Origin of the sequence: Gracilibacillus xinjiangensis (genome assembly GCF_042651765.1) — a bacterium.
Lineage (GTDB): Bacteria > Bacillota > Bacilli > Bacillales > Amphibacillaceae > Gracilibacillus > Gracilibacillus xinjiangensis.
In genome coordinates this window covers 163741-185003 of the sequence record NZ_JBHSDT010000002.1, presented here as the reverse complement: position 1 = coordinate 185003, position 21263 = coordinate 163741, and the positions used below count along the sequence as shown (strand labels likewise).

Sequence of the window (21263 nt, the reverse complement as noted above, 5' to 3'; positions counted from 1 at the left end):
TTTAAAGCATTATAACTTATGAAAGGACTGATCATTACAGTCGTTAAATACTTGTGTAACGCCCATAAGATTTAGAATTTCGAAGGTTCTTTTTGTTGTGATGAGAGAGATTTCAATCGACTTTTTTTTCATCTCCTCCATAAAGGATACAATGCTTTGTATACCACTTGTGTCAAAAAAATTTAAGTTAAGTAAATCAATACAGATTTTCTTAATTCCTTTCCATTTTTGCTTATTCTGTGCGATGAAATTATCTAGTTTACAGGATGTAACCAAATCTAGTTGACCTTCTAATTTTATCGTAAGTTTATGTTTATCTATCATTTCAGAAATGTTAATCTCTGAATATGTCTTACTTTGAAAGTGGTTAATAAAATGATCTAATTCTTGGCTGTGGGAAACAGTTATTTTTGAAGTCAAAGGTCTGTTTTTAGCACTTTCAAATAATTCATCTCTTTTTCGTTGAAATGACTCTGACAAAGAAATAAACATAAAAGCTGGCTCCTTTATTATTTTGAATTTGAAATATTATTAATACGTTTTAAATAGTACTAAAAATGTAAGTAATTAGCAAGGAGGAATTTCTAAAAATTTGAAAAATTAGCGGAAAAGTAGTTAATGATTCAATACTGCTTCGTTATTTTTTGCTTTTTTGTTAACAGTCCCTGTAGATGTTAGGGTTACACTAATATAAACAGAGATTTTTTTGGTTCTGTAGTTTTAATCTTCATTTCACTTCCCGTATTTATTCTGCAAATTATAATAAGAAAGAAATTCGTTTATATGATAAAAAGCTTATGCTACTTGTCAATCAGCGGTGCTTTCTAGATAATAGGAGTATAGAAATGGAGTGATCAAAATGACAATGTACAAGCACTATAAAGGTGGTTTATATCAATTCTTATTTGTTGCCACACACAGTGAAACAGAGGAACAGCTTGTTATTTATAAAAATGAGGAGCAACGTGTATTTGCTAGACCGTATGAAATGTTTTTTGAAAATGTAATCGTAGAAGGGAAAGAAGAACCAAGGTTTAAGAAGTTGACCTGAGACTTCGATAAAAAAATGAAAGAATAAAATCACAAAGTAATAAGGATATTCGGATTCATAAGAAATAAAAAGAAGGGCACCGAGTTTGTGCCCTTCTTTTTATTATATTAGTAGCTCGATTTCTGCATTTTCACGAAGTTGTTCTATTTTTGGCTGAAGTTGTTCTTGTCGTTTTTGTTGGACAAGAATTTCCCTTATTCGATCTTCTACTTCACTAAGTTTACCAATATCCTCTTCGGAACTGGAGCTTAACTGGTCATAGTACGCTTGGATTTCGTCCTCTGTCACTTCTGTATCAAATTGTGTTTCTACATACTTACTTCTAATCAAATCCTGTTCCAGTTGCTCTTGGAAGCTCTCTTCTGTAAAACCGGAAGCTTCTAATACTGTTTTATATTCCTCACCATATTGCTCTTTTATTGATTCCATCTCTGAACTTACTTCCTCATCAGTCACTTCGATTCCTTGTGTTTTTGCATCTTGGGTAATTAATTGCTGTGTAACTAGTTCGTTTAGCACCTGTTCTTTAACAACTTCTGAGTCACTTGTGTCTTGGCCATATTGTGTTAAATAATTTACAACTTGTGGATATAGTCGATTATACTCTTCGCCTTTTATTTCCTCACCATTGACTTCGGCAACGGTAACAGTCGGATCCACTTGTTTCTCTGCAGCAGCTTGTCCATCAGTTTCTTCTGTATTTTGATCGGTTTGCTCATTCTCTTCATTTGTTTCACTAGTATCTTCAGTATCATCGCCATTGCATGCTGCGAGTACTAGTGCAATTCCAACCGAGAATAAAAATAATAAAAGTCTTTTCATTGTTATGCCTCCTCTTTTCATAGTATCACCATTCAAACATGAATATGTATTAGTTTCAACTAATACGAAATATAGAGAGTTTGATAAAAGGCTGATATACTAAGCTGTATGAATACTTTTTACATTTGATTAACAAATATCCATATAATTACACACTTTCTACACATTTAAGATGTATGGATAGTTTTAAGGTAATAAAACTAGGGAAATAACTGTATCAAAAGATTTGTAAAAAGGGTGGGATCTTTTGTTAATTGGCAAAATAAAAAAGTTGCCGAAAGCTTCAATTATTTTATTAGTTTTTGGTTTTGCTGTTATCGGCTTATCAATGGCTTTATTTGTAGAACTTGCCGAAGACGTAATAGAAAAAGAGACATTTGCCATCGATGAAATAATTCATAATGTTATGGTGAATATCGGTAATTCTCTTTTTTATACAGTTATGGGGTACGTTACAGAGGCAGGATCTGTTTTGTTTATATCTGTTGCTTCTGTTTTATTATTTATATATTTACTTCTCTTTGGGAATAAAAGCAAATGGGTTGCTATCTTCTTTGCAGTAAATATGATAGGCATTAGCGGATTGACAAAGGTATTAAAACTTTACTTTGAAAGAGAACGACCAGAACTGTTGGAACAGTTTGATGGAACAGGATTCAGTTTTCCCAGTGGACATGCGACAGGGTCTATTGCTTTTTACGGTTTTGTGATTTATTTAATTATTATAAATCGCCTGAAAAAAGGGCTGAAAATATTGTTTATAACTTTATTCTCTTTAATCATCCTTGCTGTAGCCTTAAGCAGAGTGGTATTAAGTGTCCATTACTTCACCGACATTGTTGCAGGCCTGGCACTTGGATTATCATGGCTAATAATATGTATAGTTGCAATGAAATTAATGAGATAATGCATTAACTCCTAAAGTTAATGTTATTGTAAATAGTTTTTTTAACAATCTAAAAGGAGGACAGATAAGCTGTCCCCCTTTGGTTAACATATTGATGGTGGGATTTGAAAATTGGTGTCAAATGTATATGGTGGTGCTGGGTTAAGGATTGGGATATCGCCGTATGCAGGCGGATTTTGAATATAGCGGAATTCGGAACAACCGTCCATACTTGGTCCATATGCCCATCGGCCTTCTGCAGAAGCATCTCCTTGTGAAAAGTTATAAAAGTCATATGCTACTTGCTGTTTTTCTAACTCGCGAGGGAAGGTGGAAGGAACGACAACACCTTCTTTTTGTTCTAATTCTTCAATTGCTGCTAACCACATATTTTGATGCATCGTATCCCGAGCAATTAGGAATGAGAGCATATCTTTGACACCACGATCTGACGTTATTTCGTACAATCTAGCGACTTGGAGGCGTCCTTGTGATTCTGAATTTAAATTCGCACGAAAATCAGCAAGCAAGTTACCGCTGGCAATGATATAATCTGCTGTCCAGCGATTTCCTACACTATCTGCTGGCATTGCGCCTAAACCGGAAACAATTGCATGTTGTGGATTCATTCCACCAATAATTGCACCCAAAACTGGGTTTTTACATGCTTCTTCTAAGTCCCCAACTGGAGCATTGTCTAATAATCTTGCAATCATTGTTGCTAACATTTCCACATGGGCTAACTCTTCTGTTCCGACATCCATCAATAAATCTTTATATTTGCCTTCCATTCTTACATTAAAACCTTGGAATAAATATTGCATCGCTACAGATATTTCTCCAAACTGCCCACCTAGCACTTCTTGCAATTGTTTCGCGAATAGAGGATCTGGCCGATCAGGCTTAGAAGGATACTGTAACTCTTTAATGTGATAAAACATGTGCACACTTCCTTTTTTTATAGGTATAGGTATCTGTCACATACTATGCGCCTATTTTGAGGGTGTGACAGATTTTATCTATCCTTCGACCAGTGATTCGGCATCTGTAAGTGCGCAGGAAGTTTGGTTGCTTCATCGCCTCTTGCTGCATTTATTTGTGCTTGTGTTAAGAAAATACTCTCTTCTAAAATTGCACCACTTAAATTAGCGTCACGAAGGTCGGCGCCAATAAAATCCACTCCTCTAAGATCCGCATTGCATAAGTCAGCAGCTATTAATAAAAATCCGCGAAAGCTCGCTCCTGATAACTTTTTATTTCTTAAGTCAGCCCCGAATAATTCTCTTTTTAGTCTGGGCATATGCTTACTCTTGTACGTTTCCCGAATCATTTTGCTTGATTGTATTAACAGTGGGTTGATAACCTCCCGTTGTTTATTAACATTTAATTTTAAAATCTCTTCTGGTGTAAGTATAGTAAATGATTCGATTATATTATACGCATTGATTAATTGTTCATGAATACGCTTAGTTTCTGAGCGTTGAGCTGCTTCATGCAAGTAATAAAGTATTTCATGTAATTGCCGTATAATTGGAAAAACTAGAAACATATTTTCAGCTGTTTCAGGAAAATCACGCCAGCTTTTACCATTATAAATATGTTGAGCAACTTTTTGGCCTGCTCCAAAGCATTCATAAACAGTACAACCTTTAAATCCTTTTTCTCTAAGTTCCTGATGGATGCTGCAGAGAAAATTGTCTTGTAAATTATCACATGGTTTTCCAGAATCTTTATTAAAGGCAAAGTCACTAGACTTCGCATAAGGTAATGCTACACAGCAAAGGGCGAAGCAATTTTCACAGTCAGCTAGTAAGTTCTGTTTTTTTAGATTGATAGCATTCAACTTTTGCAACCTCCGTATTTCCATTTAATTAATCATATCATAGAACCATCTTCTCAGTTCAATTATGTGAATAAAAAAAGCAATCTTGCTATACTGATATTGTTGAAAAATTTATACAGAGGAGCAGTCTAAAATGAATCAGTTATTTAGCTCATTTCATATAAAAAATCTTACATTGAAAAATCGTGTTGTAATGCCGCCTATGTGCCAATACTCTGTAATAAGGGAAGATGGGATACCTAATGACTGGCATTACACCCATTATGTAAGTCGTGCTGTTGGCGGTACAGGCCTTATTATTGTAGAGATGACAAATGTGGAACCTGACGGCCGGATAACCAACAATTGTCTAGGCCTGTGGTCAGATGATCAAATACCGGCATATAAAAAAATAGTAGATGCTGTTCATGCACAAGGTGCAAAAATTGGCGTTCAAATTGCTCATGCAGGAAGAAAAGCAGAGGATGCAGATACACCTGTTGCACCTTCAGCAATTCGATTTAGTGAAAAGTATAATATGCCTAGAGCTCTTTCCACAAAAGAAGTAAAAGAAATGGTTGAGAAGTTCCGTCAATCAGTTAGACGTGCCGTTGAAGCAGGTTTTGATACAGTTGAAATACATGGGGCACATGGGTACCTTATTCATCAATTCCATTCCCACTTAACCAACAAAAGAGATGATGAATATAAAGAATTAACTAAATTCGGTATGGAAGTGATACAGGCTGCTAAAAGTGAAATGCCTGAAGACATGCCGCTGATTTTACGAATTTCGGCAACTGAGTTTGCAGAAGACGGATATGATTTACAAGGTGGAATCGAACTAGCGAGAAAGTATAAAGAGGCAGGAGTAGATATCTTCCATATTAGTGCAGGAGGAGAAGGGAAGATAGCACCTTCGCGGAACCCGGGCTCACATGCCGGGTACATGATTCCATTTGCTCGAGCAATGAAAGAGGCCTTACAAGTACCTGTAATTACAGTAGGTAATCTGGATAGGCCTGAAATTGCTGATGCAGTTATCGGGAATAATGATGCTGATCTTGTGGCAGTAGGCCGGGGAATGTTAAGAGATCCTTATTGGGCTATACATGCAGCCCATCAACTAAAGCAGGAAATCACTGTTCCAACACAATATGAAAGAGGTTTTGCATAATTTTTAAAGGTGCCGCATATGTTGGCACCTTTCTTAATTTTCAGCTTTCGATTACAATAATAAATAAAAGAACATTGTAATATGAATGAGAGGATTTGTTGTAATGAAATTTAGACCATGCATTGATATACATCAAGGGAAAGTTAAACAAATTGTTGGAGAAACATTAAATGATGTAGGAAACCCTGTTGTGGAAAATTATGTTTCGGAACATGATAGCAGTTATTACGCGGAAATGTTTCGTCAAGACGGGCTAGATGGCGGACATGTAATTATGTTAGGTGATGGCAACAAAGAAGCCGCACTGAAAGCATTACGAACCTACCCAAATGGGCTTCAAATCGGGGGAGGAATCAATGCAGATAATGCTCTATACTATTTGGAAAACGGAGCATCTCATGTAATAGTAACATCCTATATTTTCGAAGATGGCGAGTTGAAACAGGACAGACTGGAGAAGTTAGTTGCAAAGATAGGTAAGGAAAACTTAGTAATTGATCTAAGCTGTAAGAAAAAAGATGGTAAATGGTTTGTGGTGACAGATCGTTGGACAAAATTTAGTAATATAGAAATTAATCATGCAACAATCAAACAAATGGAACAATATTGTGATGAGTTTCTGATCCATGCAGCAGATGTGGAAGGGAAACGGAACGGTATCGAGGCAGGAATTGTAGAAAATCTAGCAGAATGGGTAACTATTCCGACTACTTATGCTGGAGGGGTACGATCATTAGAAGATCTGGAAGAATTCCAAAAACTATCCAAAGGAAAATTAGATATAACAATTGGCAGTGCATTGGATATATTTGGTGGTGACTTATCATATAATCATGTGGTTAGATTTTGCGCGGAGAGTGAATCATAATAGTAAGCAGACTTATCCTAGTAATCACTTCATCCTCCCTAGTTTAGATATAATTTAAATATGGTATTGGGGGAAGCCATTGAAACGAAATGTGCGTTTTTCAGAGAAGTTGTTGGTGGTAAGTTTCGGTTTCATACTAGTCTTTATGGTAATACAGGTGTACATGAGTTTAACAAATAAGACTGAGAAAAACAGTAGTGATTATATGCATCTTAAGGTACAACTAATTCTCGATAAAAAAGCGGTGCTCATTAAAATGAGCCCGCTTCTTCTGTTAGTAAGGATCGGATACATGTCCCATTTGATCAGCTTTCATAACGGCTTCTTCCATTTGCTCCATTTGACCCGTTGCTGCGTGCTTTAATCCATCTTCGACTCTTTTTCCATAATCTTGATCACATTTATAAAACATTTCCACCATCTTATCCTGAATTTCCTTCTTACAGCCGGACAATGCAGAAACGAGATTTTTGATTAAATCATTTTTCTCCCAATCACTTAAACGGCGATACGTTTCCCCAGCTTGTCCGAAGTTGTTTTCACGGGAAATTGCTTTTCTCTGCAGGTGCCCTTCCACATAAGGTTCATGCTCTTTGCCTGGATTTTCAGCTTCTTTCAATCCGCCAGTTAAGGAAGGTTCATAATCAATGTGCGGATTTTTATGTTCCGCATAATCTTGTCTAAAATCCATTTGACCACCAGTTTGGTTTGTAGCCACCTTTTTATGTGGGCGGTTGATTGGCAGTTGTAAATAGTTTGCTCCCACACGATATCGTTGTGTGTCCGAATAAGAATAAGTTCTGCCTTGCAACAGTTTATCGTCAGAGAAATCAAGTCCATCAACCAGCACACCAGTACCAAAGGAAGCCTGTTCCACTTCTGCATGGAAATTGTCCGGATTTTTGTTTAATATCATTTTTCCTACTTTATGCCATGGGAAATCTTCTTTGTACCAAAGCTTCGTTGGATCTAACGGATCATAATCAAGTTCTGGATGTTCTTCGTCCTCCATAATTTGGACATATAGTTCCCATTCAGGATAATTCCCTTGTTCGATCGCTTCATATAAATCCTGTGTTGCATGATTGAAGTTTGTTCCTTGAATTTTATTTGCTTCTTCTTGCGTTAAGTTTTTAATTCCGCCAACAGGCTCCCAATGATATTTGACCAATACAGCTTTTCCTTCTTCATTTACCCATCTGTATGCGTGAACACCTGATCCTTGCATATGTCGATAGTTTGCTGGAATACCCCATGGTGAAAATACAAATGTTACCATATGTAATGCTTCAGGAGACATGCTAATAAAATCGAACATTCTTTCAAGATTTTGAACATTGGTAACAGGGTCTGGTCTAAAAGCATGAATCATATCAGGAAATTTGAGTGGATCACGAATAAAAAATATCTTTAAATTGTTACCGACTAAATCCCAATTACCATCTTCTGTGTAAAATTTAATTGCAAAACCTCTAGGGTCTCGCAATGTTTCTGGGGAATGTTTGCCATGTACTACAGTCGAAAAACGGACAAAAACAGGTGTCTTAACTTCAGAATTAGTGAAAACTTTTGCACGTGTATACTTCGAAATTGGTTCACCATTTATTGTTCCATATGATTGAAAGTATCCATGTGCCCCGGCACCTCTCGCATGCACAATTCTTTCCGGAATTTTCTCACGGTCAAAATGACTGATTTTCTCTAGAAAATCGTAGTTTTCGAGGGTCATTGGCCCCCGATTATTAACTGTTCTAACATTTTGATTATCTGTTACAGGATGACCTTGTTGATTTGTCAGGATTTCTTTTTCATTCGAATTTTTATCCTTATTGACCAATGCATTAACCTCCCTTTTGTGATTCATTTCCATTATCCCCAAACATTCAAATCTCTATTCTGTTTATTTTTGTAGAATAGACTAATCCAACTATTAATAATCTCCAGAATTTAAAATAATTTTCTTCAGTGGTAGAATGACTATAAAATATAAAGAAGGTGAGAGTTGCAGTGAATTTTTCTATCTATCAAATGGATGTTATTGTTGCCAATCCCGACCAAAACCGTCACAAGATTGCAAATTGGGTTAAGAAACAAATAAACCATAAGCAAGTTGATACAATTGTACTCCCGGAAATGTGGAATACGGGTTATGCGCTGGATCAATTAGAAGAATTAGCCGATGATGAAGGAAGACAGACCATTCCTTTTTTAAGTGAGTTAGCTGAAAAATATAATGTCAACATTATTGGTGGTTCTGTTGCAAACCGTAAAAAGGACGGGATATTTAACTCTAGCTTTGTCTTTAATCGATGCGGAGAACTCATATACCAATATGACAAAATTCATTTAGTGCCAATGTTAGATGAACCGAAATATTTACAAGGCGGAAACGTTAAAGCGGAAATATTTCAATTAGACGGGATCAAAATAGGATTAATCATTTGTTATGACCTCCGTTTTCCTGAAATCACGAGATCCCTGGCTCTTCAAGGTGCAGAAGTAATTTGTGTTTTAGCACAGTGGCCAGCATCCAGAAAAGAACATTGGATATATTTACAGCATGCACGTGCGATCGAGAATCAATGTTTTATTATTTCCGCAAATAGTTCAGGTACATGTAACGGTACAGCCTTTGCTGGTGAATCAATGGTTATTGATCCATCAGGAAAATTAGTAACAAAAGGGCCTGCAGAGCAGGAAACAACAATTAACACAATGATTAATTTAAATAAAGTTGCAGAAACAAGGCAAGCTATTCCAATCTTTTCAAGCCGTGTACCACATTTATATGGTGGGGGAAACAGTGATGCATGATTTTGAATCCTCGGACCTTTTAAACAGATTGCCAGAGCAGTTTTTTGCTGCTCTTGTTAAAAAAGCGAAAAAGTTAGAAAATGAAGGACATAATGTCATTAACTTAGGTCAAGGTAACCCAGATTTACCAACACCAGCGTTCATAGTAGAAGCTTTGAAAGCAGCAAGTGAGAATACTAAGTTTCACAAATATCCACCATTTCAAGGCTATCCATTTTTAAAAGAGGCAATCGCCCGCTTTTATGAAGACGAGTATGGTGTTATGGTTGATCCGGCAACTGAAGTGGCGATATTATTTGGTGCTAAGACAGGTTTAGTGGAAGTTAGTCAATGTTTATTAAACAAGGGGGACAAAGTGTTGGTGCCAGATCCAGGTTATCCTGACTATATGTCTGGAATAGCGATAGCTCATGCCGAACCTGTTTATATGCCATTACTAGAAGAGAACGACTTTTTACCAGATTATGCTCAGTTTGATCACGATAAATTAACGGAAGCAAAATTATTGTTTTTAAATTATCCAAACAATCCAACTGCTGCGATGGCAACAACTGACTTTTTTGATCAAACGGTTGCACTAGCAAAGAACCATCAAATCTGTGTTGTTCATGATTTTGCTTATGGCGCAATTGGCTACGATGGAGTACAAGCTCCCAGTTTTCTACAAACAAAAGGTGCGAAAGACATTGGGATTGAAATATATACATTATCTAAAACTTTTAACATGGCTGGATGGCGTGTTGCATTCGCTGTTGGCAACAAATCAGTGATCAGAAGTTTAGAACTTATTCAAGACCATTACTATGTCAGTATTTTCGGTGCAATCCAATACGCCGCACAACAAGCATTACTGCATGGTAAAAAAGCAATAAATGAAAATATTCAAATTTATGAGCAGAGAAGAAATACTTTTCTTCAAAAAGCTGAAGCAATTGGATGGAAAGGGGGTATTTCAAAAGGCTCTTTCTTCGTTTGGATGCCTGTACCAGATGGATACAGTTCAGAGCAATTTGCTAACATTTTATTAGAGAAGGCACATGTCGTTGTGGCACCAGGTAATGGTTTCGGTACAACGGGTGAAGGTTATGTACGAGTTGCTTTACTTGATGAGGAATCCAATTTAGTAAAAGCTTGTGAAAGGATCAAGCATCTGCAGATCTTTAAACGTATTGTTTAATTATCCCTATTCTAAAACAGCTTCTTTCCTAGAAAGGAAAGAAGCTGTTGTTTAACTAAATATGTCCATAATTAATAGTTTAGTTTTTCGGCATCTCTTTTAATTCTTCACCATTCTTCCCTTGATAACGTATCCCCCAGCTAGTTAATGCTGCAACAAGCATAACAATAACTAAAAACCAGCCTTGAAATACAAATGGGAAAACAGAGGTTGGTGCAACAACTGGCAACCATTCATACGTATCTTTCATCATCGATACAGTTGACCACCCTAGTAACACAGGGGCGCCCCATGGGAAGATGTAGCCTAATGCGGATGTTACTGCATCTAACATATTTGCACGTCTGTAGCTGTGGATTTTATATCTTTCTCCGATTTCACGGACAAAAGGCGCTGCAGCAATTTCGGCTGCAGTGTTAATGGTAATAGCGCTATTTAGTAATGCAACAATTCCCCAAATAGCGAATTCCGCTCGTCGAACAGAATCTTTAATCCACTTAACTAATGAAACCGTAATGGTATCCATTGTCCCGCCTAATTTTAACAAGTGAGCAGAAGCAACAATTAAGAGAATGAGAATTGCCATATTCATATATCCCATAATCCCGTTAATTAATGCACCTTCGATAATATTATCGGAATCCGGATTAAAGCGAATGATATCACTTACTGATCCAACAGGGAAGATAACAATGCTAAGGGTAGCAGCAATAATTCCCCAAGTTAATGAAGTGATAATATGATGACCTGACAAAGCTAGAATGAGAACAATAGCAAAAGGTATAAGCATAAGCAGACCTGAAGGATTTGTCGTCGATTCAATACTAGCCTGGTGTTCAAAAGAACCTCCGCCCCCAAGAATAATAAACAAAATTAATGTAGGAACAGCAGCAGCAATCGCATATTTAAAACGACTGCGGACAACACCTGGTACATCTGCGTCTTGTGTTGTTGCAGAAACAATGGTTGTATCTGAAACAGGCGCTAAGTTATCTCCGAATACAGCTCCTGCAAGAATTGCTGCAAATAGTATGGTAGGATCTGCACCTGTTGCAACACCTGCTGGATACATTAATGTAGCAAAGGCAACTGTTGTACCGTAACCTGTACCTACAGCTGTTGAAAAGACAGCAGCTAGGATGAAAGTTAAACCAACAAACCATCCTCCGGTAAATCCAGTAATGTTACCAATCCATACTAATCCTTCAACAAGCCCGCCAACTTGTAATACTTGTGCAAACATGCCGGCATAAAACCATGCGACCATTGCCACAACACCTATTGGCTGTGCTAACCCATCAAATAAGCCTTGGGCATAGTCCGCCCACTTACTTTTACAAAAAAACAATCCTAATGTAATCCCGAATATAGCACCTAACACTAAACCAATTTCAGATGATAATTGCAAGACACTTGTTGTAATTGCCCAAATGATGAAAAATAACAGAGGAACAGCGGCACCAAAAGCGCCAAGCCGAAAATCTAATTGCTGAATTTTATTTGTACCGATAGCTCGTGCTAATTCTTTATTGTGTTCCACTTGCATCACTCCCTTTTACGATCTATTTTCAAACATAAGTTGTTTACAATGTAAAAACAGCATTTTATATTGTACCATATATAATTTATCTAATAAATAGGTGACCACCTGGTTATACTATAGACTTTGATAGTTAAGTGGAATTCGAGTAATATAATGCTTCTTTTTAATAGAAAATTTAAGAGTGTGCTAATTTAAGGAATATATTGTAAGGAAACTGCATAGATTTCATTAACTGAAAGGGCTTAAATCGTAATTGTTATGATTTATTGGCAAATCTATAAAATTCTATCATTAAAAAGTAAAGGTGATTATATGAGGAGAAATTTGGTATCCATTAGTCTCGATTTGTTTTTATTGTGCTTTTTTGCGATTGTGGTCTATGTAATGACACTTAATGGTTCCGTCTCTTTGTTTACTGTCCCCGATTCAGTCTATCAAGTAAATACTATATTTTTAAGTATTCTAATTGAGGCATTACCTTTCGTTTTAATTGGTGTATTAATTGCTGGATTCATTCAAATTTTTATAACAGAAGAGCAAATACGCCGTTACATCCCGAAAAATAAATATGCAGCTATTTTTATGAGTTGTGTTGTTGGGTCTTTATTCCCTGCATGTGAATGTGGAATTGTGCCAATTGTTCGCAGATTGCTGTCGAAAGGTGTTCCTATTTATGCAGGGGTAGGTTTTTTACTAACTGGACCGTTAATTAATCCTATTGTGATCTTCTCTACTTATATGGCATTTGGTAGTGACTTGCAAATAGCATTATTAAGAATGGGGGCAGGTTTTCTTGCTGCATTAATGATTAGTATACTGATTGGATTCTTTTATCAAACACATCAATTAAAAGAAAGCAGAGAATCAAATGGGTGCTGTGACCACGATCTTGAAAAAGGCGGAATAGAAAACAAAGTCGGAAAAACACTGCTTCATTCAGTTGATGAATTTTTTGATATGGGAAAATACTTAATTATTGGGGCACTATTAGCCTCATTTGTACAAGTCTATGTTTCAACAGATGTACTGGCAAGTATAGGGGATGGGCCATTCTTATCCGTATTCGTTATGATGGGACTAGCTTATCTGTTATCACTTTGTTCAGAAGCTGATGCTTTCATTGCCTCATCATTTTCGGGTGTATTTCCAACAGGGGCTATTTTAAGCTTCCTTATTTATGGTCCAATGATTGACTTGAAAAATACCTTAATGATGATCAGCGTATTTAAAAAGCGGTTTGTTGTTGTTTTAATATCCCTGATAACTATCTGTGTATTTATAATTATCACTTTCATTCAAATTTTTCTTTAGGAGGTATATGAATGTCGATAAATTGGCAACAATTTTTTCGTGCTGTTATTTTATTTTTTTTCTTTCTATTTATCCTTCGATTACATCAAAGTGGAGAATTATTAAAATTAATAAACCCGAAGTATGAGACATTGAGTAAGATAGGAGGAGCCTTCCTTTTTCTTTTACTATTTGTTGCTCAATTATCCAGGATATTTTCTACCCCAATGAAAACAAAGTGCCATCATACAACCCATCATCATGATCATGGCGATCAGCCGATGAATTGGAAGAAAGGGATTAATTATCTAATATTGATTGGCCCATTAATAACAGGATTTGTCTTTCCGCTTGTAAGCCTTAATGCCTCGATAGCACAAAATAAAGGGGTAACAATGATATTAACAAATCAAGAGGGGAATAGCAGTCCCTTGCAGGGTGAAGTGAAACAGTCTCAACAAGAGTTGCCAGTAGAGGAGTATGAAATAGATCCAAATGTGTATAAGAATACGATATCAAAGCCAGACTACGACGAACTCAAAGTCACACTGGTTAATCAATCACATATAGATATGAAAGATCCACTTTTCGCTACTATTTATCAAGAGATAACAGAGAATCCCGAATCCTTTCAAGGGAAAGAAATCTCATTAACTGGTTTTGTTTTTCGCGAATCTAGCTTCCATCCGAATCAATTGGTATTAGGAAGGTTTTTAATTACTCATTGTGTAGCTGATGCTAGTCTGATTGGATTTCTAACTGAATTTGATGAGGGACTTATAGTAAAAGATGATACATGGATGAGGATTACAGGAAAAATTAAGATAACTAATTATCAAGGATTTCAAATACCATTAATAGAAGTATCACAAAAAGAAATAGTAGAAGCACCAATTCAGCAATATGTATATCCTCTTACAGTTGAGATATTAGGACCAAGTGGGGAATAAAGTATTCTATGTTATAATCATAGATACGTTAGTAAGGAGGTTTTTTTATGGAAACAAGACTTCAAAAATGGGGGAATAGCCAAGCTGTTCGGCTTCCTAAAGCAATTCTGGAACTTGTTAATATCTCAGAGGACGATCGAATAGAGCTTAAAGTGGTTGATGGTAATATTGTCTTAGCTCCAATTCGTAAGCACCTTACCTTAAAAGATCGGATCAATCAATATGGTAATAACAATGTTAATCGGGCAGGTGAATGGGAGATAGGAAAAGATGGAGAGGAGTTGTTGTAATGTATTTACCCAATCCAGGAGACATTGTTGTATTAGAAGTCGAGACAGACTCATGGTATCAACCAAGGGAACAGCAACACCTTCTGGTGATTAGTAATGACACATTTCATAAATTCACAGAAATGGCTATTGTTTGCCCGATCATTCAAGATGGGAATCCATCCCCGTTACATATTAATTGCGATAAGCGAACAAAGACAAAAGGTATGATTTATTGTGAACATCTGAAAACAATTGACATAAGAACAAGAACCCTTACATTTAAAGAAAAAATCTCCCAAGAAATATTGACAGAAGTAAGAGATATTATTTTTGGGATAATGGAAAAGGAAGAATAATCGTTATATATAATGAAAAGCTCTTGCAGACTTTGCGGAGCTTTTTTAATTGCAATAACTTACGTGAAAAACAATCGTATGAACAAAAACTTTGTTAGATTATCTAACATAATAATATTTTCCATACTATTTGTTATGCTAGTCTTAACAATGGATGGAAGAAAACACTCGGATTCCATAATGGTTGGGAGGGAATTTAATGAAACTTAATCCTGTTGAACAAGAGAAGTTGTTACTTTTCCTTGCAGGAGAATTAGCGCAGAAAAGAAAAGATAAAGGATTGAAGCTTAACTATCCTGAAGCAGTAGCATTAATAAGTTCATATTTGTTAGAAGGGGCCCGTGAAGGGAAGACTGTTGCGCAATTAATGCAAGAAGGCAAGCATGTCTTAACATCAGAAGATGTCATGGAAGGTGTACCTGAAATGATTGAAAGTGTTCAAATTGAAGCAACTTTCCCTGATGGAACGAAACTGGTTACTGTTCACCAGCCAATTATTTAAGGAGGGATGCTTATGGTTATTCCAGGTGAAATTCGCTTACATAACGAAGATATTGAAATAAATAAAGATAGAAAAGTAATGAATATATTAGTTGCCAATATTGGTGATCGACCAATTCAAGTAGGGTCCCATTATCACTTTCCGGAAGTAAATCGCTATTTAAAATTCGATCGTGAGCAGACAATAGGGATGCGGCTCAATATTGCTGCAGGAACCGCGGTAAGGTTTGAGCCGGGTGAAGAGAAAGAAGTGGAACTAGTTGAAATAGCCGGTAAGCGTAAGGTGTTTGGATTTAATAGTCTAACAGATGGCAGTGTGACAGATACAGCTGCAATTGCTCGCAAATTACAAGATTTTGAGAGGGAGGATGGGCAATGAAGCTATCAAGAAAACAGTACGTGTCATTATATGGTCCTACAGTAGGGGATCAAGTCCGTTTAGCAGATACTGATCTGTGGATTGAAATAGAAAAGGATTATTCTGTTTATGGAGATGAAAGTGTTTTTGGAGGTGGTAAAGTACTAAGGGATGGTATGGGACAAAGCAGTACCAGAACACGTGCGGAAAACGTGCTGGATTTAGTATTAACAAATGCTATCATTATTGACTATACAGGGATTTATAAAGCAGATATCGGCGTGAAAAATGGCAGAATTACAGGGATCGGCAAATCTGGCAATCCGGATATGATGGAAGGCGTCGATCAAACCATGATTGTAGGAGCATCAACAGAAGTTATTGCTTGTGAAGGTAAAATTGTTACAGCAGGCGGAATTGATGCACATATTCATTTTATTAGTCCGCAGCAAATCAATGTTGCTTTAGCTGCAGGTTTTACCACACTAATAGGTGGAGGAACAGGGCCGGCAACTGGTACAAATGCTACTACCTGTACACCAGGTGAATGGAATATTCACCGAATGTTAGAAGCGGCAGAAGAATATCCAATTAATATTGGATTTCTGGGTAAAGGAAATGCTTCCACTCCTGAGCCGCAAAGAGAACAAATAAGTGCTGGGGCAATTGGGTTAAAGCTGCATGAAGATTGGGGAACTACTCCTGCTACGATTACACAATGTTTGAAAGTAGCAGATGAAATGGATGTACAAGTGGCAATTCATACAGATACATTAAATGAAGCAGGGTTTCTCGAAGATACTGTTCAGGCAATTGGGGAACGTATCATTCATACATATCACACAGAAGGGGCAGGGGGCGGACATGCACCAGACATTATGAAAATTGCTTCATTACCAAATATTTTGCCTTCTTCAACTAACCCTACAAGGCCGTACACTATTAATACAATTGATGAACATTTAGATATGTTAATGGTTTGTCACCATCTCGACCATAATGTGCCTGAAGATGTTGCATTCGCTGATTCAAGAATTCGTCCCGAAACAATAGCAGCAGAAGATATTTTGCATGATGAAGGGGTTATTAGTATGATTTCATCCGATTCACAAGCAATGGGTCGTGTCGGGGAAAGCATTACAAGAATCTGGCAAACTGCAGACAAGATGAAGAAGCAACGAGGTTTTTTAGAAGAAGATAAACAAAAGGCAAACGACAATACTCGTGCAAAAAGATATGTTGCTAAATATACGATCAATCCTGCCATTACACATGGAATGAGTCATGAAATTGGTTCGATTGAAATTGGTAAACTTGCAGATATGGTGATTTGGGATACGAAGTTTTTTGGTGTAAAGCCAGAAACGATAGTAAAAGGTGGCATGATTGCATATGCGCAGATGGGAGACCCAAATGCATCAATACCGACTCCTCAACCTGTCATGATGCGGCCAATGTTTGGTTCATTAGGAAAAGCGAAATACCAAACATCGATAACTTTTCTATCACAGGCTGCTTTCAATAATAAGGTGCATCAGCAATTACGTTTAGAAAAACAAATAGGTATTGTGAGAAATTGTCGAAATATTCAAAAAAAAGATTTACCATATAACGATAAGACACCGACAATCGATATCAATCCTGAAACATATGAAGTTAGATTGGATGGTGAGATTATTACATGTGAACCATTTGAAGAAGTTGCAATGGCACAACGGTATTTCTTATTTTAGAGAAAAGGAGAAAATAATATGTTAACTAAAGAAATTATCGGAAACATTGAAAAAGAACAGCAAAATCATCCTAATAGAGAGTGGATTGAATTAGATTGGGATGAATTAAATAAGAGAATTTTACGCAAAACGACAGACAAAGGAACAGATGTGGCAATTTCATTGGAAGAGAAAGTACCACTATCAGTAGGAGATATTGTTTATCAAGATCATGAACGGCAAATTGTTATTCGTACAAGGAAGGAAAAAGTCTATATTGCATATCCAGATTCGATTACTCAGATGGGGAAGACTGCTTTTGAATTAGGTAATCGCCATACACCATGTTTAATAAACGAGAATGAAATCATTGTCCGTTATGATGAAACACTGGAAAGGTTATTTCAAGAAGTAGGTGTGAAATATGAAGCAACAGAGCGAAGATTTACAGAACCATTTAAATATCGAGGACATAAGCACTAAGTTTCTATATTTAATGCATATTCATGATTCTGCTTTTCCGATTGGCACTTATACTCATTCGTTTGGGATGGAAACATATATACAGGAAGACAAACTAAGAACAAAAGAAGACTTATTTCAATTTTGCCTTAACTATATGAAGGAGAATATAGGATATACTGATGGGATATTTGCAAAGCTAGCATATGAGAAAGTCTCAGCGAATAATTGGGATGACTTGTTGAAATTAGAACAAATTTGTCATGCCAGTAAAAATGCTGAAGAAACACGAGAAGCAAGTATGATGATTGGGAAACAATTTATTAAAGCAATATTACCAGTTAGTCATTCACCTTCTTTAATAAAGTGGCAAGAAGAAGCTGGTGTATATAGTCATTTCCCGATTGTATATACATTGTATGCACATGATATGGGCTTCGATGTATACACTACCATTCTTACCTATATTTATTCTTCAACGGTTGGTCTTGTTCATAATGCCGTAAGAGCCATTCCTTTAGGACAAAAAGCAGGTATAGAGATTATCCACCGGTTAATTACAGAAATGGATTCTATTACGAGACAAATCTTAACACGTAATTTGCAAGATTTGTCCAACCATACATTGGGATTAGAAATTGCCTCAATGAAGCATAAATTTTTACAAGCAAGATTATTTATTTCTTAAGGGTATAAAAGGAGGAGATTGTATGAAACCAGTAATAGTTGGCGTAGGAGGACCAGTTGGTTCAGGAAAAACATCATTAGTAGAACAATTAACCAGAAAGATGGTTAATCAATACAGCATTGCGGTTATAACAAATGATATATATACAAAGGAGGATGCACAATTTTTAATAAAGCAGGGGATTCTTCCGGAGGAGCGAATTATTGGAGTGGAAACCGGCGGTTGTCCGCATACTGCGATACGAGAAGATGCTTCAATGAATTTTGAAGCAATTGATGAATTAAAACGTCGCTTTGATGATTTAGACATCATTTTACTAGAAAGTGGTGGAGATAATTTGTCCGCGACTTTCAGCCCAGAACTTGTGGATGGATATATCTATGTCATCGATGTTGCAGAGGGTGGAGATATTCCTAGAAAAGGCGGGCCAGGAGTGACAAGATCTGATTTATTGTTAGTAAATAAAATTGATTTAGCTCCATATGTTGAAGTAGATTTGGATAAGATGAGAGTGGATGCAAAAGCAGCAAGAAAAGACCGGCCATATGTTTTTACCAATGTAAAGAAAGGTGAGGGAGTACCGGAAGTTATTGAGTGGATTCAGCATAATATGCTGCTCGAAGGAAGTGAAGTGTGAACAAATGAATCTAGTCAAGAAGGAAAAAATGGACGGGAGACTAGATCTTACCTTTACTTATAAAAACAATAAGACGATTATAAAAGATGTGTTTCAAAAGGCGCCATTAAAAGCCAGCAGAGGACTTTATGTTGAAGATGAAAGCCGGCTAACGATGTACATTATGGAATCATCTGGTGGTCTTGTTGCTGGTGATACAAATACCTTTTCATTTGAATTGGAAGAAGGTGCAAATGTAATCATTCACCCTCAAGCAGCAACAAAAGTCTACCCGACATTAGATAATGAAACTAGCAGGCAATCAATAGAGATTACTCTTGCAAAAGATACTAATCTGACTTGGCAAAGAGAAGAAGTTATACCATTTGATGATGCGATATTTGAGAGCCGTACGACTATTCAAATGGATCAAAAAGCTTCTTTGTGGTGGGAAGAAATTTTATATCCTGGCAGGGAAAAGCGAGGAGAGTCCTTTACTTTTCAAAAATATCAAACTATTTTTGAAGTGTGGAGAGAGGATAATTGTCTTATTTATGATCCGCTTATCTTTAGGCCAGCAGAGCAAAACTTATCAGCAATTACCGTTATGGAAAATTATCATTTTATTGCGAGTCTTTGGGTAGTCAATCCTGACAAACCATATTCTATCACGCATATCCAAGCCATATTAACTGCAACTCAGGACCATCAAGTAAGCATCACCTCAATTTGCCAAGATGGATTTTTAATCAGATGGCTTTCTAACCATCTTTCGCAAATAAAAAAGGACATGGATCAGTTGAAAGAAGCCCTGGCTCCTCGATAGAGCCAGGGCTATAAGTCATAAATAAATCCTTTTTTTCCTTGTCTTTTTGCTTCATATAGGGCATTGTCTGCTTTTTTGAGCAAGGTTTTAATGTCTGAATATTCTTTGGTATATTCTATGATACCTGCACTAGCAGAAACATTTATTTGATAATCTATATTGTCCCAATTCGACAATTGATTAATTATATTCTTAGCAATTTGTTTGTTCTTTTCGCTGTCTGTCTTTCCTGGCAGGACAAGGATAAACTCATCACCGCCTATTCTAACTAACCGATCAGAAGGCTCTATTATTTCCAACATTCTATTACTAACCTCGATTAGAATCTCATCACCTATATCATGGCCATACAGGTCATTAACTTCTTTAAAATTGTCTAAATCAATAAACATAAGGCTACCATTTTCCTCAATTCTAGAAAAAAATAGATCCAGATATCTGCGATTATATAAATTAGTTAATGGGTCATAAATTGCCAACTTTTCTAGTTCTAAAACATAGGAGAATAAATTGGAGAAACTTGTTAGCGTTTCTCTATCTTCTTCAGTAAAATCAACTCCATCATTGCCTATAGCACACAATGTACCAAACATTTCGCCATTTTTGTAAAAGACAGGTACACCAAGATAGGAATGAATATTTGCTTCAGTTGTAATAGGTAGTTTACTTGTAAAAGGATGTTCTCTCGTATTATTAATGATGAGAGGTTCTTGACTCCCAAAGAATATTTGCTGGCAATAAGAACCTCTTATATCGATTGATTGATTATCAAAAACTTCAATTCCAGTATTGCTTGTATCAATTGTTCTTACTATAGTAAATGTATCATCAGTTGTTCGTCCCAGAAATATTCGCTTTCCTTTGATTGATTGGTTTACTAATTTAAGCAAATCATCAACTGCTTTGTATTCGATGCGATCACCACCTAACCTTACTATACATTATAAGTAAATCAGTAATATTCTACAAGGGTAGGATATACAGGAACTTATAATTTTTATGTTAGGTTTTCTGACATCTTATTTGTATGGTCAGATAATCTCCCTTAGCATTGGTATTGTTAAATTATCTA

The 21263-nt window shown here is 36.3% G+C and carries 24 protein-coding genes; 17 read left to right on the top strand and 7 right to left on the bottom strand.

What is annotated here, in order from left to right; translation table 11 throughout:
* Positions 1-9: 9 nt before the first annotated feature.
* Positions 10-492 (bottom strand): STAS domain-containing protein, encoded by a 483-nt coding sequence (locus tag ACFOY7_RS02440; protein ID WP_390249055.1) that lies wholly within the window; start codon positions 490-492, stop codon positions 10-12.
* Positions 493-859: 367 nt separating this feature from the next.
* Between ACFOY7_RS02440 and ACFOY7_RS02435 the strand changes: the two genes are divergently transcribed.
* Complete coding sequence (locus tag ACFOY7_RS02435) at positions 860-1051, top strand: DUF1653 domain-containing protein (protein WP_390249052.1); 192 nt, start codon at positions 860-862, stop codon at positions 1049-1051.
* A 102-nt stretch (positions 1052-1153) separates the two neighbouring features.
* Here ACFOY7_RS02435 and ACFOY7_RS02430 read toward each other — a convergent pair whose 3' ends face one another.
* On the bottom strand, positions 1154-1873 hold the full coding sequence (locus tag ACFOY7_RS02430) for a SurA N-terminal domain-containing protein (protein WP_390249049.1): 720 nt from the start codon (positions 1871-1873) through the stop codon (positions 1154-1156).
* Positions 1874-2144: 271 nt separating this feature from the next.
* Between ACFOY7_RS02430 and ACFOY7_RS02425 the strand changes: the two genes are divergently transcribed.
* A complete protein-coding gene (locus ACFOY7_RS02425; protein ID WP_390249047.1) occupies positions 2145-2780 on the top strand; it encodes a phosphatase PAP2 family protein in 636 nt (211 codons plus the stop codon).
* A gap of 83 nt (positions 2781-2863) precedes the next feature.
* On the opposite strand, the gene ACFOY7_RS02420 is transcribed toward ACFOY7_RS02425, so the two are convergent.
* Both ACFOY7_RS02420 and ACFOY7_RS02415 read right to left on the bottom strand, forming a co-directional pair.
* Positions 2864-3700 carry a manganese catalase gene (locus tag ACFOY7_RS02420; RefSeq protein ID WP_390249044.1) on the bottom strand — a complete coding sequence of 279 codons (837 nt, stop codon included), beginning with the start codon at positions 3698-3700 and terminating at the stop codon, positions 2864-2866.
* 74 nt (positions 3701-3774) lie between these two features.
* Positions 3775-4626, bottom strand: a complete 852-nt coding sequence (locus tag ACFOY7_RS02415) for a pentapeptide repeat-containing protein (RefSeq protein ID WP_390249042.1) — start codon at positions 4624-4626, stop codon at positions 3775-3777.
* A gap of 109 nt (positions 4627-4735) precedes the next feature.
* On the opposite strand from ACFOY7_RS02415, the gene ACFOY7_RS02410 reads away from it, so the two are divergent.
* The gene (locus ACFOY7_RS02410; protein WP_390249040.1) at positions 4736-5758 is read left to right on the top strand and encodes an NADH:flavin oxidoreductase/NADH oxidase; all 1023 of its coding nucleotides are present in this window, start codon (positions 4736-4738) and stop codon (positions 5756-5758) included.
* 103 nt (positions 5759-5861) lie between these two features.
* Positions 5862-6626: a phosphoribosylformimino-5-aminoimidazole carboxamide ribotide isomerase gene (gene hisA, locus ACFOY7_RS02405; protein ID WP_390249038.1), complete on the top strand. Its 765-nt coding sequence runs from the start codon at positions 5862-5864 to the stop codon at positions 6624-6626.
* 274 nt (positions 6627-6900) lie between these two features.
* Here the strand turns inward: hisA and ACFOY7_RS02400 are convergent, their stop codons facing one another.
* The gene (locus ACFOY7_RS02400; protein WP_390249036.1) at positions 6901-8496 is read right to left on the bottom strand and encodes a catalase; all 1596 of its coding nucleotides are present in this window, start codon (positions 8494-8496) and stop codon (positions 6901-6903) included.
* A 137-nt stretch (positions 8497-8633) separates the two neighbouring features.
* Between ACFOY7_RS02400 and ACFOY7_RS02395 the strand changes: the two genes are divergently transcribed.
* Together ACFOY7_RS02395 and ACFOY7_RS02390 are read left to right on the top strand one after the other, a co-directional pair.
* Positions 8634-9440: a carbon-nitrogen family hydrolase gene (locus ACFOY7_RS02395; protein WP_390249033.1), complete on the top strand. Its 807-nt coding sequence runs from the start codon at positions 8634-8636 to the stop codon at positions 9438-9440.
* Positions 9433-10617 carry a pyridoxal phosphate-dependent aminotransferase gene (locus tag ACFOY7_RS02390; protein ID WP_390249031.1) on the top strand — a complete coding sequence of 395 codons (1185 nt, stop codon included), beginning with the start codon at positions 9433-9435 and terminating at the stop codon, positions 10615-10617. Before ACFOY7_RS02395 ends, ACFOY7_RS02390 begins: the two co-directional genes overlap by 8 nt.
* Positions 10618-10696: 79 nt before the next feature.
* Here the strand turns inward: ACFOY7_RS02390 and ACFOY7_RS02385 are convergent, their stop codons facing one another.
* On the bottom strand, positions 10697-12163 hold the full coding sequence (locus tag ACFOY7_RS02385; RefSeq protein WP_390249028.1) for a Na+/H+ antiporter NhaC family protein: 1467 nt from the start codon (positions 12161-12163) through the stop codon (positions 10697-10699).
* A gap of 309 nt (positions 12164-12472) precedes the next feature.
* On the opposite strand from ACFOY7_RS02385, the gene ACFOY7_RS02380 reads away from it, so the two are divergent.
* From ACFOY7_RS02380 to ACFOY7_RS02330, 11 genes are all read left to right on the top strand, one after another.
* The gene (locus ACFOY7_RS02380) at positions 12473-13471 is read left to right on the top strand and encodes a permease (RefSeq protein ID WP_390249026.1); all 999 of its coding nucleotides are present in this window, start codon (positions 12473-12475) and stop codon (positions 13469-13471) included.
* An 11-nt stretch (positions 13472-13482) separates the two neighbouring features.
* Complete coding sequence (locus ACFOY7_RS02375) at positions 13483-14400, top strand: TIGR03943 family putative permease subunit (RefSeq protein ID WP_390249024.1); 918 nt, start codon at positions 13483-13485, stop codon at positions 14398-14400.
* Positions 14401-14447: 47 nt separating this feature from the next.
* A complete protein-coding gene (locus ACFOY7_RS02370; protein WP_390249021.1) occupies positions 14448-14690 on the top strand; it encodes an AbrB/MazE/SpoVT family DNA-binding domain-containing protein in 243 nt (80 codons plus the stop codon).
* On the top strand, positions 14690-15028 hold the full coding sequence (locus ACFOY7_RS02365) for a type II toxin-antitoxin system PemK/MazF family toxin (protein WP_390249019.1): 339 nt from the start codon (positions 14690-14692) through the stop codon (positions 15026-15028). Before ACFOY7_RS02370 ends, ACFOY7_RS02365 begins: the two co-directional genes overlap by 1 nt.
* A gap of 199 nt (positions 15029-15227) precedes the next feature.
* Positions 15228-15530, top strand: a complete 303-nt coding sequence (ureA, locus tag ACFOY7_RS02360; RefSeq protein WP_390249017.1) for an urease subunit gamma — start codon at positions 15228-15230, stop codon at positions 15528-15530.
* Positions 15531-15542: 12 nt separating this feature from the next.
* Positions 15543-15908, top strand: coding sequence for an urease subunit beta (gene ureB, locus ACFOY7_RS02355; RefSeq protein ID WP_390249015.1), 366 nt, complete (start codon positions 15543-15545; stop codon positions 15906-15908).
* Positions 15905-17620: an urease subunit alpha gene (ureC, locus tag ACFOY7_RS02350; protein WP_390249013.1), complete on the top strand. Its 1716-nt coding sequence runs from the start codon at positions 15905-15907 to the stop codon at positions 17618-17620. The genes ureB and ureC overlap by 4 nt, the downstream gene beginning before the upstream one ends.
* 18 nt (positions 17621-17638) lie before the next feature.
* Complete coding sequence (locus ACFOY7_RS02345) at positions 17639-18082, top strand: urease accessory protein UreE (RefSeq protein WP_390249011.1); 444 nt, start codon at positions 17639-17641, stop codon at positions 18080-18082.
* Positions 18024-18749 (top strand): urease accessory protein UreF, encoded by a 726-nt coding sequence (locus ACFOY7_RS02340; RefSeq protein ID WP_390249009.1) that lies wholly within the window; start codon positions 18024-18026, stop codon positions 18747-18749. Before ACFOY7_RS02345 ends, ACFOY7_RS02340 begins: the two co-directional genes overlap by 59 nt.
* 22 nt (positions 18750-18771) lie before the next feature.
* Entirely contained in the window at positions 18772-19386 is a 615-nt protein-coding gene (gene ureG / locus ACFOY7_RS02335; protein ID WP_390249007.1) for an urease accessory protein UreG, read from the top strand.
* Between the two features lie 4 nt (positions 19387-19390).
* Positions 19391-20191, top strand: a complete 801-nt coding sequence (locus tag ACFOY7_RS02330) for an urease accessory protein UreD (RefSeq protein ID WP_390249005.1) — start codon at positions 19391-19393, stop codon at positions 20189-20191.
* Between the two features lie 8 nt (positions 20192-20199).
* On the opposite strand, the gene ACFOY7_RS02325 is transcribed toward ACFOY7_RS02330, so the two are convergent.
* Positions 20200-21081, bottom strand: a complete 882-nt coding sequence (locus ACFOY7_RS02325; protein WP_390249003.1) for a sensor domain-containing diguanylate cyclase — start codon at positions 21079-21081, stop codon at positions 20200-20202.
* Between the last annotated feature and the right edge of the window lie 182 nt (positions 21082-21263).

What these genes read in the sequence shown, in the direction of transcription:
- ACFOY7_RS02440 (WP_390249055.1), bottom strand. Translation starts at nt 492, where the DNA reads ATGTTTATTTCTTTGTCAGAGTCATTTCAACGAAAAAGAGATGAATTA.
- ACFOY7_RS02435 (WP_390249052.1), top strand. Translation starts at nt 860, where the DNA reads ATGACAATGTACAAGCACTATAAAGGTGGTTTATATCAATTCTTATTT.
- ACFOY7_RS02430 (WP_390249049.1), bottom strand. Translation starts at nt 1,873, where the DNA reads ATGAAAAGACTTTTATTATTTTTATTCTCGGTTGGAATTGCACTAGTA.
- ACFOY7_RS02420 (WP_390249044.1), bottom strand. Translation starts at nt 3,700, where the DNA reads ATGTTTTATCACATTAAAGAGTTACAGTATCCTTCTAAGCCTGATCGG.
- ACFOY7_RS02415 (WP_390249042.1), bottom strand. Translation starts at nt 4,626, where the DNA reads ATGGAAATACGGAGGTTGCAAAAGTTGAATGCTATCAATCTAAAAAAA.
- ACFOY7_RS02410 (WP_390249040.1), top strand. Translation starts at nt 4,736, where the DNA reads ATGAATCAGTTATTTAGCTCATTTCATATAAAAAATCTTACATTGAAA.
- hisA (WP_390249038.1), top strand. Translation starts at nt 5,862, where the DNA reads ATGAAATTTAGACCATGCATTGATATACATCAAGGGAAAGTTAAACAA.
- ACFOY7_RS02400 (WP_390249036.1), bottom strand. Translation starts at nt 8,496, where the DNA reads ATGGAAATGAATCACAAAAGGGAGGTTAATGCATTGGTCAATAAGGAT.
- ACFOY7_RS02390 (WP_390249031.1), top strand. Translation starts at nt 9,433, where the DNA reads ATGCATGATTTTGAATCCTCGGACCTTTTAAACAGATTGCCAGAGCAG.
- ACFOY7_RS02385 (WP_390249028.1), bottom strand. Translation starts at nt 12,163, where the DNA reads ATGCAAGTGGAACACAATAAAGAATTAGCACGAGCTATCGGTACAAAT.
- ACFOY7_RS02380 (WP_390249026.1), top strand. Translation starts at nt 12,473, where the DNA reads ATGAGGAGAAATTTGGTATCCATTAGTCTCGATTTGTTTTTATTGTGC.
- ACFOY7_RS02375 (WP_390249024.1), top strand. Translation starts at nt 13,483, where the DNA reads ATGTCGATAAATTGGCAACAATTTTTTCGTGCTGTTATTTTATTTTTT.
- ACFOY7_RS02370 (WP_390249021.1), top strand. Translation starts at nt 14,448, where the DNA reads ATGGAAACAAGACTTCAAAAATGGGGGAATAGCCAAGCTGTTCGGCTT.
- ACFOY7_RS02365 (WP_390249019.1), top strand. Translation starts at nt 14,690, where the DNA reads ATGTATTTACCCAATCCAGGAGACATTGTTGTATTAGAAGTCGAGACA.
- ureA (WP_390249017.1), top strand. Translation starts at nt 15,228, where the DNA reads ATGAAACTTAATCCTGTTGAACAAGAGAAGTTGTTACTTTTCCTTGCA.
- ureB (WP_390249015.1), top strand. Translation starts at nt 15,543, where the DNA reads ATGGTTATTCCAGGTGAAATTCGCTTACATAACGAAGATATTGAAATA.
- ureC (WP_390249013.1), top strand. Translation starts at nt 15,905, where the DNA reads ATGAAGCTATCAAGAAAACAGTACGTGTCATTATATGGTCCTACAGTA.
- ACFOY7_RS02345 (WP_390249011.1), top strand. Translation starts at nt 17,639, where the DNA reads ATGTTAACTAAAGAAATTATCGGAAACATTGAAAAAGAACAGCAAAAT.
- ACFOY7_RS02340 (WP_390249009.1), top strand. Translation starts at nt 18,024, where the DNA reads ATGAAGCAACAGAGCGAAGATTTACAGAACCATTTAAATATCGAGGAC.
- ureG (WP_390249007.1), top strand. Translation starts at nt 18,772, where the DNA reads ATGAAACCAGTAATAGTTGGCGTAGGAGGACCAGTTGGTTCAGGAAAA.
- ACFOY7_RS02330 (WP_390249005.1), top strand. Translation starts at nt 19,391, where the DNA reads ATGAATCTAGTCAAGAAGGAAAAAATGGACGGGAGACTAGATCTTACC.